The sequence below is a fragment of the Nostoc sp. genome, assembly GCF_036919675.1.
Classification (GTDB): Bacteria; Cyanobacteriota; Cyanobacteriia; order Cyanobacteriales; family Nostocaceae; genus Nostoc.
This window is the reverse complement of the sequence record NZ_JBALCP010000045.1, coordinates 23,567-34,465: the sequence shown is the minus strand read 5'-3', so window position 1 is coordinate 34,465 and position 10,899 is coordinate 23,567. Positions and strand designations below refer to the sequence as shown.

Annotated in this window: 12 protein-coding genes and 1 pseudogene; 8 read left to right on the top strand and 5 right to left on the bottom strand. The window is 40.7% G+C overall.

Annotation, left to right across the window (positions count from 1 at the left end; all coding sequences use genetic code 11):
* Positions 1-239 precede the first annotated feature (239 nt).
* Complete coding sequence (locus tag V7K49_RS08915; RefSeq protein WP_335205270.1) at positions 240-506, bottom strand: hypothetical protein; 267 nt, start codon at positions 504-506, stop codon at positions 240-242.
* A 115-nt stretch (positions 507-621) separates the two neighbouring features.
* On the opposite strand from V7K49_RS08915, the gene V7K49_RS08910 reads away from it, so the two are divergent.
* The 3 genes from V7K49_RS08910 to V7K49_RS08900 all read left to right on the top strand — a co-directional run bounded on the left by V7K49_RS08910 (position 622) and on the right by V7K49_RS08900 (position 3,693).
* Complete coding sequence (locus V7K49_RS08910) at positions 622-2,211, top strand: protein kinase domain-containing protein (RefSeq protein ID WP_442948659.1); 1,590 nt, start codon at positions 622-624, stop codon at positions 2,209-2,211.
* An 83-nt stretch (positions 2,212-2,294) separates the two neighbouring features.
* The gene (locus V7K49_RS08905) at positions 2,295-2,900 is read left to right on the top strand and encodes a hypothetical protein (protein WP_335205269.1); all 606 of its coding nucleotides are present in this window, start codon (positions 2,295-2,297) and stop codon (positions 2,898-2,900) included.
* A gap of 181 nt (positions 2,901-3,081) precedes the next feature.
* Positions 3,082-3,693, top strand: coding sequence for a L,D-transpeptidase (locus V7K49_RS08900; RefSeq protein ID WP_335205268.1), 612 nt, complete (start codon positions 3,082-3,084; stop codon positions 3,691-3,693).
* 505 nt (positions 3,694-4,198) lie between these two features.
* Here the strand turns inward: V7K49_RS08900 and V7K49_RS08895 are convergent.
* The 3 genes from V7K49_RS08895 to folD all read right to left on the bottom strand — a co-directional run bounded on the left by V7K49_RS08895 (position 4,199) and on the right by folD (position 7,007).
* A complete protein-coding gene (locus V7K49_RS08895; RefSeq protein WP_298919701.1) occupies positions 4,199-4,654 on the bottom strand; it encodes a divergent PAP2 family protein in 456 nt (151 codons plus the stop codon).
* A 380-nt stretch (positions 4,655-5,034) separates the two neighbouring features.
* Entirely contained in the window at positions 5,035-5,967 is a 933-nt protein-coding gene (gene crtE, locus V7K49_RS08890) for a geranylgeranyl diphosphate synthase CrtE (RefSeq protein ID WP_334723682.1), read from the bottom strand.
* Positions 5,968-6,119: 152 nt separating this feature from the next.
* Complete coding sequence (folD, locus tag V7K49_RS08885; RefSeq protein ID WP_335205267.1) at positions 6,120-7,007, bottom strand: bifunctional methylenetetrahydrofolate dehydrogenase/methenyltetrahydrofolate cyclohydrolase FolD; 888 nt, start codon at positions 7,005-7,007, stop codon at positions 6,120-6,122.
* 516 nt (positions 7,008-7,523) lie between these two features.
* On the opposite strand from folD, the gene V7K49_RS08880 reads away from it, so the two are divergent.
* The 3 genes from V7K49_RS08880 to V7K49_RS08870 all read left to right on the top strand — a co-directional run bounded on the left by V7K49_RS08880 (position 7,524) and on the right by V7K49_RS08870 (position 9,668).
* Positions 7,524-7,997: a hypothetical protein gene (locus tag V7K49_RS08880; RefSeq protein WP_335205266.1), complete on the top strand. Its 474-nt coding sequence runs from the start codon at positions 7,524-7,526 to the stop codon at positions 7,995-7,997.
* A 28-nt stretch (positions 7,998-8,025) separates the two neighbouring features.
* Positions 8,026-8,463 carry an NUDIX hydrolase gene (locus V7K49_RS08875; protein ID WP_335205265.1) on the top strand — a complete coding sequence of 146 codons (438 nt, stop codon included), beginning with the start codon at positions 8,026-8,028 and terminating at the stop codon, positions 8,461-8,463.
* A gap of 101 nt (positions 8,464-8,564) precedes the next feature.
* Positions 8,565-9,668 (top strand): AI-2E family transporter, encoded by a 1,104-nt coding sequence (locus tag V7K49_RS08870; RefSeq protein ID WP_334871424.1) that lies wholly within the window; start codon positions 8,565-8,567, stop codon positions 9,666-9,668.
* A gap of 176 nt (positions 9,669-9,844) precedes the next feature.
* Here the strand turns inward: V7K49_RS08870 and V7K49_RS08865 are convergent.
* Positions 9,845-9,985, bottom strand: a pseudogene (locus tag V7K49_RS08865) (ATPase); the annotation flags it as partial.
* A gap of 184 nt (positions 9,986-10,169) precedes the next feature.
* Between V7K49_RS08865 and V7K49_RS08860 the strand changes: the two are divergent.
* Both V7K49_RS08860 and V7K49_RS08855 read left to right on the top strand, forming a co-directional pair.
* Positions 10,170-10,409 carry a type II toxin-antitoxin system HicB family antitoxin gene (locus V7K49_RS08860; RefSeq protein ID WP_335205264.1) on the top strand — a complete coding sequence of 80 codons (240 nt, stop codon included), beginning with the start codon at positions 10,170-10,172 and terminating at the stop codon, positions 10,407-10,409.
* 84 nt (positions 10,410-10,493) lie between these two features.
* Positions 10,494-10,898, top strand: a complete 405-nt coding sequence (locus V7K49_RS08855) for an AAA family ATPase (RefSeq protein WP_335205263.1) — start codon at positions 10,494-10,496, stop codon at positions 10,896-10,898.
* Position 10,899 lies beyond the last annotated feature (1 nt).

Here is a 10,899-nt window from a genome sequence, read left to right as displayed (position 1 = left end):
ATCAGTGAGAATTCTTTGAGTTGCATTCAATCTCAGTACACTTGGGTGATAACCCTCAGTTTATCTGCTTTTTGGCTTAACCGAACCGTATTGTGCTCAGACCCAGAACTAATGTCTAACAGGCAATCATCAAGGGTATGAATTATTTTCTGTATCTCATTCCAAATAGAACGTCTGAAAACAGACATGACTACATTAATATATTCTGCCGTCCCAGCTTTGCCTAAATGCTTGCATTTTTAGTACAGCATTTCATTAATTCGTAGCGAACTAAATTTGGCAATACCTTCCAATGCCAATGCATCCCGATACAATGTTAATGTGTCCCTCTGCAATGCCAATGCATTCTCCTGCAATGTTAATGTGTCCCTCTGCAATGCCAATGCATCCCTCTGCAATGTTAATGCATCCCCCTGCAATGCCAATGCGTCCCTCTGCAATGTTAATGCGTTCCCCTGCAATGCCAATGCATCCCTCTGCATTAAAAACGCTACGCTTTTATGCAAAACTGTACTTAGTTTTGATTATGTCGCGCATTGAAAGTACGGCTGAGGCATTTGTAACTTGTAGTACCAATATTTGTTTTAACCATTCTCTCTGACTGCCATAATTTTCTTAGTTATGAGCAACATCCGTATAGTCAGCTTAATTCGCGATGATAACTCGCAAATATTTTTTCCTTTGTTTCTATCTTCTTGGCAAATAGCGATGGACAGCCAAAGTGATACAATCAAGCCAACAACATCCTACGGAGTAAGATGGATGCCGATAAATACAGTTCTCCGCAACCACTATAAAATCGTAGGGCTTTTAGGAAGCGGTGGGTTCGGTGATACCTATTTAGCTGAAGATTTAGATTTGCCTAACAAGCCCAGGTGTGTTGTCAAACACTTAAAACCGAAAACCTCCGATACAGCAGTTTTACCAATCGCTAGGCGATTATTTGAAAAAGAGGCAGAAGTTTTATATCGCTTAGGTAACCTGAGCAAGCAAATACCCAAATTATTCGCTCATTTTGAAGAAAATGGGGAATTTTATCTAGTACAAGAATTTGTGGATGGACGTGACTTGTCTACAGAGATAATTCCTGACCAGCCGTGGGGTGAAGCTCAAGTAGTTCAACTGTTGCAGGAAATTCTTGAAGTTTTAGTAGTGGTACATCAGCAGAATATTATCCACCGAGATATCAAGCCGCAAAACTTGATGCGCCGGCGTAAGGATGGCAAGATTATGCTGATTGACTTTGGAGCAGTTAAAGAAATTGAAGGTTTGGCACAAAATACTCAAGGTCAAGTGACTTCGACTATTATCATTGGCTCCAATGGTTATATGCCTAATGAACAAGCTAGTTCTAAGCCAAGGTTGTCTAGCGATATCTTTGCAGTGGGGATTGTTGTTATTCAAGCTTTGACAGGTAGAATACCTCAAGAATTCTCAGAAGATGCAAATGGGGAAATTATCTGGCGTCATTGGACAAATGTCAGCGATCGCCTAGCTGATATCTTAACAAAAATGGTGCGTTACAACTTTAGCCAACGCTACCAGTCAGCAGCAGAGGCGTTAGAAGCACTGGGGTCATCAACATCTTCGACTCGCATCGTAGCTCCAACTTATTTAGTTTCTCCTGTAGAGCCAAAATCAACAAACAGGCGGATATTTGGATTTAATTGGACAGTTTTAGCTGGAACTGTAATCGGAGCAGGAGTAGTGGCGATGCTTGCATTATCTTATTTTCCTAAACAACAATCTCCCCAAATAACAGAAAAAACTGAACAATTTACTTCACTACCTTGCAGTTCGGAACCAACTTCACCTTCCTCAACTACAAAACCCGATATAAAGTTTCCAGATGGTACTGAATATTATGGGGTTAAAGGTAAAAATAGCAACCTATCTGGTAAAGGAGTAATGATATTTAAGAATGGTAGTCGATACGATGGAGAATTCAAAAATAATCAGCGCAATGGTTGTGGCATATATTTATATCCCCCAAGCACCAGTTTTTATAAAGATTATGTAGGTCAATTTGTCAACGATAAATTTCAGGGGCTAGGAAAAATTAGATGGAAAGATGGTAATGAGTATCGAGGCAATTTTAAAGCTGGGACATGTGAAGGCCAAGGAATATTCCAATTCGCAGATGGCTCTTTGAAGAGTGGAATTTGGCAGAATGGAAAATTGCCAGGAAGCAAATTGTCATGTAATAAATAAAAAAAGTTTTATGTAGTATGTGTAATATGACTTAAGAATGATAAATATTAATATTGAATGTAAATCCGCTTTATTAACGAAAAATGAAACAAAAATCGAAATTCATTGTTTCTACTGCTTGGTTACTTTTATTCGCCAGCTTTGGTATAGTTATTCTGCCACAGGTAACTCTAGCACAGCAGGAACAACCAAGCCAAACTCCGGCAACTCCAGACCAACCTCCGGCAACTCCACAGCCATCTCCTGCTGCAACTCCAGACCAACCTCCGGCAACTCCAGAACAACCTCCGGCAACTCCACAGCAACCTCCCGCCGCTAAACCGGACGAAATCCCCGCAACTCCAGACCAACCTCCGGCAACTCCACAGCAATCTCCTGCTGCCACTCCAGACCAACCTCCCGCTAAACCGGACGAAACCCCCGTAAAACCAGACCAACCTCCCGCAGCAACTCCAAACCAACCCCCTGCAAAACCAGAGGAAACCCCCGTAAAACCAGACCAACCTTCAAATCCTAATTCAAATCCAGGTACAAGACCAAGACAAAAACCACAAGCTCCAACTCGAACACAAGACTCAGGTGGAAGACCAAGACAAAAACCACAAGCTCCAACTCGAACACAAGACTCAGACTCAACTCCAGACTCCCAACCAGCACCTCGATCTCCTGTAATCCGAGGACGAGGATAGAACTTTTTTGATTTGCGATATTTAGTAATTTGGAAATTCAGAATTCAGAATTTAGACTTCAAGCTAGTTGATATCTGAATTCTGAATTCTTACTGGTGACTAAAAGTAATTATAATATTAATAATTAATCCAACAGAAAATGATTTGTAGTATGTATTTTTATAGAACTTTCAAGTTTAGTTTGACAACAATAGCAGTACTGATCTCGCTTCAATCATACGCCACTGCTCAGGTTACTAATAGTAATCAACCAAAGTTTTCTCAAGTTTCTCCTCAAGTTGAATCAACCCCTCTACCACTACGGTCAAATATTCCTAACTACTCTGAGCGAAAGCGCCGATTATTACTCAAACTCCAGCATCCCATACAGCCAATAATTCCCAACACTTCTAAGCGAGAAATCCATTTGCTACTTAAACTTAATGAACGAAAACTTTACGTTTATCGGGGTGACAGTTTACAAGCCAGCTACCCAGTAGCTATTGGTAAACCTGGATGGGAAACACCTACAGGCAAATTTAAAATTATTCATATGGTGCAAAACCCAGCTTGGGAAAACCCTTTCGTTCCTAATAGAGAAATTGTTCCTCCAAGAAGCTCAAATAATCCTCTAGGAGAACGTTGGATTGGATTTTGGACAGATGGAAAGGATGAAATTGGATTTCATGGTACTCCGAGTGTAAAATCTGTTGGACAAGCAGTTTCTCATGGTTGCGTTCGGATGTATAATCATGATGTACGTAAACTCTATGAATTGGTGAAAATCGGAACATCTGTACTAGTGACTAAATGACGCAAAAGAAAGAGCTAATAAATTGATTTTCAAATTTTTAAACTTAATTTGGTTTATTATCGGAAACATTACAAAAATGATGGATTTTATCAGGCATCAGCTGATATGAAGTGCAAACTAAATCATATAGTTTAAAACTTTGCATTTTGTGATAGTTACATTAAATCTGCCGCAATTAGATCCTCTGTGAGTACAACATCAGTCTTCGCGTTTGTAGGTCGTAATTTTTAAGCATTGCTGCTGGCATTTAAATAAAATTAAGTTTGCTGGAATACTGATGTGTACTATCAGCGTGGTAATTTGTCAACTGACCGAATTTTGGATTTTAAATTCAAAATTTAAAAAGGTTTTAAGTTAATGTATTTATTTGTGGAACAAATTCAAAATCCTCAAGTTATTAAATTTATTCATCGGGTAAATCTAAAATTCCAAATCCAAAATCGGTTGACAAATTACCAGTTATCAATCACAAATAGCTGCTCAAACAAAGATTCATTGACCGAGCTTAATAAGCAGACCTAGCTAACCAATAGATGGTTATACCCAAAGCCGACCCAGCTATTACCTGAACAGGTGTATGTCCGAGTAATTCCTTCAGACGGTCTTGGCTAAAGTCTGGTTTTTCATCAAATAATTCATCAATCATTTGATTAAGAATGCGAGCTTGTTTACCAGCCGCTTGGCGAACTCCGGCTGCATCATACATAACGATGATGGCAAAAATCGTAGCAACGGCAAAATCAGGAGATGCCCAACCAAGTGTTTGCCCTACACCAGCAGCTAGAGCTGTAACTAAAGCTGAATGGGCACTGGGCATACCTCCGGTTGTCACCAAAACACGCACATTCAGTTTGCGATGTTTAATGATCTCGATTACGAGCTTTAGTGCTTGAGCAATTAAACAAGCTACCAGAGCAACCAGCAGCACCCGGTTGTCTAAAATGTTGCCTATGTCCTGCATGGTATTTTGGTTAGGTTAGTAAATATTAGCAGCAGTTGTTGGTTGAGGAAACATTTAGATTCAACCTAAAATCCAAAATTAACCTAGTACATCACGGCGGAAACAGACCAATTATTCAAAATAGCTTAAAAGCTTATTTGATAAGCTTTTAAGCTATTTTGAATTCCGCTGGGCACTAGTAGTACAGCATAGTGTAAATAAACCACCCATTTCAAATCAATGAAACGCTTGCGGTAGAGGAATTACGTTAGCGTAAGCGTAGTATTAGCAAGTCTTGCCTACGGCACGCCAAGGGCAATAGCGCAGTATTAACGAGTCAGACGTTACGCACAGTCGCTATCGAGCGTCACTAGCATCATTCCGAATTCCGCAAAGCGGTACTAGTTATTGCGGCTGGTAATAAAATGAGCGATCGCTTGGAGTGACTTGGCTCTCTCTCCAAATGGTTCTAATTCCGCACAAGCTGCTTTAACTAGCTCTTGGGCTTTTGAGCGCGATTCCTCAAGTCCCCAAATACTGGGATAGGTCACTTTCTTGGCTTTTTGGTCTTTACCAGCTGTTTTGCCTAATTGCTCTTGAGTAGCAGTGATATCCAGAATATCATCTATGATTTGGAATGCTAGCCCAATATTTTGAGCATAACGGGTCAATCGCTGCACATCTTCAGGTGATGCCTCAGTTATGATCCCGCCACAAACTACGCAAGCTTCCAAAAGGGCGGCTGTTTTGTGTTTATGAATGAAATTTAGGGTTTCTAGAGAAATATCTGATTTACCTTCTGACTCTAAATCGACAACTTGACCGCCGACCAAACCACCTGCCCCCAGCGCCCGACCAAGACGGGCAATTACCTGTAAGACTAGCTCTCTCTTAACGCTTTGGGGGGTTTGCATGGCAACAAACTCAAAAGCGAGAGCCAACAAGCCATCCCCAGCCAAAATTGCCACATCTTCGCCATAGACTTTATGATTTGTCAGCTTCCCGCGACGGTAATCGTCATTATCCATCGCCGGCAGGTCGTCATGAATCAAGGACATTGTGTGGATCATCTCCACAGCACAAGCCGTTGGCATGGCCATTTCGATGGTTCCACCCATCATTTCACAGGTAGCAAGGCAAAGAATGGGACGTACACGCTTGCCTCCAGCTAATAACGAGTAGCGCATCGCCTCATAAATCTTTTCTGGATAAATGATGGGGATAGCCTGATCCAAAGCAGTATCACAAAGCTTTTGTCGCTCTTTTAGATAAGCTGCTAAGTTAAACGTGGCTTCCTCTGGTGGTGTCTTTTGAACGTTATCAGTTGCTACCATTCTTAAATTCCTGACATTTTGGGATTTTTGTCTTATACGTCACAATTTTAAGGTGCTGTGGCGCTGAAAAAATGAAGAGTTAGGAATTAGGAGTTAGGAGTTACCAATAAGAATTCTTAACTTTTAACTGATCACTCATCACTCATCACTCATCACTTTCTTTCTTCTCTTACCACCCTAGAATAGCTGGCAAATGTATTTTGCAACAATATGGCTACAGTCATAGGGCCAACACCACCAGGAACAGGGGTAATAAATCCTGCTACAGCAGAGGTTGATTCAAAGTGGACATCGCCAATTAAGCGACTCTTGCCACTAGCATCAGTGACGCGATTCATCCCCACATCTACCACAACAGCACCCGGTTTCACCATATCAGCAGTGATCAGTCCGGGACGACCTACTGCTGCAATTAGAATATCAGCATTTTGGGTGATGGTTTTGAGGTCATGCGATCGCGAGTGAGCGATCGTGACTGTGGCATCAGCTTCTAGTAACATCAGCGCCATCGGCTTACCCACCAAAATACTCCGTCCCACTACTACTGCCTGTTTTCCCTGTAAAAGAATCTCATATTCTTGTAAAAGGCGCATAACACCTGCTGGAGTGCAGCTGCGTAAACCGCTTTCTCCCCGGACTAGTCGCCCCAAGTTAACTGGGTGTAGTCCATCAGCATCTTTATCGGGATCAATTTGATGTAGCAGAGTTACAGCATCCAAGTGGTTAGGTAAGGGCAGCTGCACAAGAATGCCATCCACCCGTTCATCGTGGTTTAGTGCAGCTATTACCTCTTCTAACTCCCCAAGGGTAGTTTGGGCGGGAAAATGCTTACCAAAAGAGGCCATACCAACTTTAGCGCAGGCTTTTTCTTTGTTACGTACATAAGCAGCTGACGCTGGATTATCACCAACCATCAGCACTGCTAAACCAGGCGGTCGGACAATTTTTGGTTGTAATTGTCTAATGCCAACAGAAAGTTCTTGCTGAATTTTTGCAGCTATTGCTTTACCATCAAGGAGTTTGGCAGTTTTTGTTTCCATGAGAATTCTCAGCTATATTGCCTTTTGTCAAAACTCAGCCGCTTCTGGTCTAGGCGGAATCAACAGTCCAAAATCTAGAGTGAAAATATTGATTTTTGACTCTTGACCGTGCCAATTTTAGATTTTAGATTTTAGATTTTTTTGGTTCATACCCCGTCCAAGCGTGGGCGGAACAATTCCATTATCCTCAATTCCATTATCCTCAGCAGCCCAGTACCCGTATTTCGTCCCGCTACGTTAACGTGGTCGGGGTGAATCCAAAATCCAAAATTCAAAATCGTTCGACTGAGCGTAGCCGAAGTCCAAAATCCAAAATTGATTGACTTTTGACTATTATTGTGTCGCTGTTTGGTGTCGTAGCGTTTTTCTCACAGTAAATCCATAATGTTTATTTTCTCAGATCAACGACGTTATCTGAAGAATAAAGAATTAAGGATGAAATTCAGAACATTTTTTTGCTCAGTTGAGAGGATGTTTCTGAAACCGCAGAGAATAGTCTAGATGGGAACTGACCTGATGAAACTGGCGACAAAGCAAGCAGTGAAGCAAAAATTTGCTCAATCGGTGGCTTTCATGCAACAAAGGAGAAATTTGTCCCTTTCATTCTTGTATGGGCAGAGTATTGTTTCTTACCGCCTGGGGTTAATTTTTTTATTGGTGGTGGGACTTTGTAGTTGTGGTAGTTTAACTTCGTCTGGGTTGAATGGGACTAATTTTAAAATTGGTAGCAATGTCACCCCAATTCGAGAGATTAAACCAGAACAAGACAATCAGGCTACAGTTTACATCCAAGGTCAGGTGGAAAAGCAAGCTCCTCTGATCAAGCAGTGGGCTTATCAAATTAATGATTCGACTGGCAAAATTTGGGTTATTACCAATCAAAAGAATCTGGCCAAGGGAGCACAAGTGGTGATTAAGGGTAAAGTTCGCTACCGAAGTATCCCCTTAGCTGGTAAAGAATTGGGGGAAGTTTATCTAGAAGAAGAGTAATCAGCAATTAAAAATTAAAAATGAACATATGAATAATCAGCCGATACATGTGGCGATCGCAATTCTCTACCAAAAAAATAAATTTCTCATGCAACTGCGGGACAATATCCCCGGTATTCTCTACCCTGGTTACTGGGGACTCTTTGGCGGTCATATCGAAGTTGATGAAACGCCGGATCTAGCAGTGAAGCGAGAAATCTTAGAAGAAATCGGCTATAATTTACCATCCTTTGTTGAATTTGGCTGTTATTTTGACGAAAGAGTAGTCCGTCATGTCTTTCATGCACCACTCTTGGTGGAATTAAATGAACTGGTTCTGAATGAAGGCTGGGATATGGGGTTATTGACCCTAGAAGATATTAACCAAGGTAACTGTTATTCGGAAAACGCTGGCGAAGTGCGACCTTTGGGGAATGTGCATCAGCGAATTATATTGGATTTTATCGAGACAAATCAACAGACTTAATTGGGTATAGGGTATGGGTATATAAGAAAACTTTTTTCTAGTCCCCAGTTCCAATCCCCAAAAGCCAAAATAAAGTTATAACTCTTGTGGAGTCATCACTAATGCAATCAGTAAACAAACTACCGCGATGGTTAACTATAGGATTGGCATTTCCGATTATTATTCTCAACGGCTGGCTATTACTCCAGGTTGTACAGTATTTTCAACCTTTGATTAGTATTATTGCTGCCGCCATCCTACTGGCTTTTGTATTGAACTATCCAATCCAGTTTCTTCAGGAACAAGGGGTAAAACGCAACTTAGCGATCACAGGAGTATTGCTTTTGACTGTGGTAGTTTTAGTGGGTTTAGGCATCACCTTGGTTCCCCTGATTATCCAACAGATCAACGAGCTAGCTAATATTTTGCCCAGTTGGATTGATTCTGGGACTCAGCAGCTGCAAGCTTTCCAGGATTGGGCGTTAAGCCAACAACAGCTTCCGATTAATTTAAGTGGTTTATTTACCCAAGTTCTCGACCGATTATCTAACCAACTTCAGTCCTTCACTGGGAGAATTCTTGGTTTTGCCGTCGATACCATTGGTATTGTCCTCAACGTGCTGCTGGCGGTGGTGCTGACTATCTACTTAATATTGAACGGCGAACGCCTTTGGGACGGAGTTTTTCAGTGGTTTCCCCGTAACATTGGGTTAAAAGTGCGGGAATTACTGCGAGAGGATTTCCACAATTACTTCATCGGTCAAGCAACATTGGGAGCTGTGTTAGGGGTGACAATTACACTGGTGTTTTTGGCGCTGCAAGTTCCCTTGGCTTTACTTTTTGGTATCGGTATTGGTTTGTTTTCTCTTTTCCCGTTTGGTACAGGAGTAGGTATCGCCATAGTAAGTTTGTTGGTGGCGTTGCAAAACTTTTGGCTAGGAGTTGAAGTCTTAGGTGTAGCTGTTGCGATCGACCAAGTTAATTCTAATTTTGTTGCACCTCGAATTCTTGGTAATTTGACTGGCTTAAATCCCGTGTGGGTGGTGATTTCTTTGTTGTTGGGGGCAAAGTTGGGAGGAGTGCTGGGTTTGTTAATTGCGATCCCTATTGCTAGTTTTATCAAGGATATAACAGATAGCTGGCGGGCTGGAGAGTTTAATAAGTTAAATGATATCGTGTCAGAACCTGTAAAAGTCATTACTGAGAGAGCAGGAACTTATAGTTAAAATTCAATCTTTAAGTGAAGGAAAACTGACAATGTTGACTATTTATAAAAATGTTTATCCTTTGCTTATCGCTTGTTTTTTCGCTAAAATTTTACGGCTTTTTTCTGAACTTGTTAAGATTTAAGTTGAACTGGAATTTTAATAATAAACTCAGTCCCTTCGCCAAAAGTCGATCTAATAAGATTGAGTAGATTTTGACTATATTCGATGGTGTGGACAAGTTTCCCAGCAATAAAGTTGACGGGGTTATTGATTTCGTGTGCAATACCAGCAACAAGTTGTCCTAAGGCAGCCATTTTTTCATTCTGGATTAATTCTCTAATCGCAAGTTCGACTCATTAGCGCAGCAAAATATAACTAGTGAAATGAGTAATTATGCAATTTTTTACTCATCTCACTAGCTTTGTTGTTTTTGGTGAGATGTTGAAGGATGAAAAAACTTTGTGCGATCGCCACTGTTAGGAGCTAAATTTAGGTAAAGTACTGGATTTTTTAATTGCTATGCTGGCAAGCTACATTGACCAAGCAATGGAACTAGCGGTTTATGAGATTATTGAAGATAATCAAACTTATTGGGGTGAAATTCCAAGCGTACAAGAAGTCTGGGCAAATTATAAAACCTTAGAAGAATGTAGGCGGGAATTAAGAGAAGCTTTCAGTGACTGGCTAGCGCTACGGTTACATTTGGGGTTAAGGATTCCCGTAATTGCTGGTATCAACCTTAGCAAATTGAAGGTTTAAATTTAAACGCAGAGGAGTGCAAAGTTTTCCTATTAAGCCTATCGAAATAGTAAAAGTAAATTTTTAGCATTTTTGGAGTTGGTGATGCTTAAGAAACTCATCCTAGAAAATTGGAAAAGTTTTCGTTATGCGGAGCTTCCACTTGACCCGTTAACTGTTCTCATTGGTACAAATGCAAGTGGTAAATCTAATGTGGTTGAAGCTTTTGAATTTTTACAAAGAATAGCTAGAGGTGAGAATCTGGAAGCAGCTTTAGCAGGAGATAAAACGCTTACTTCTATTCGCGGTGGTGTAGAATGGGCTGTAAGAAAATCAGAAAAGAAGGAAACTGAGTTTACATTAAAGATATTAGTTCAGGGTGAGGATGAACAAACAGATTATTTGTATGTGATTAATCTAAGCACATTACATATAGTCCAAGTTAGAGAAGAATATATTGAATTTCAATCACTTAGTGAAACTAGTATCTCTAATTATCTCAATTTTTAGA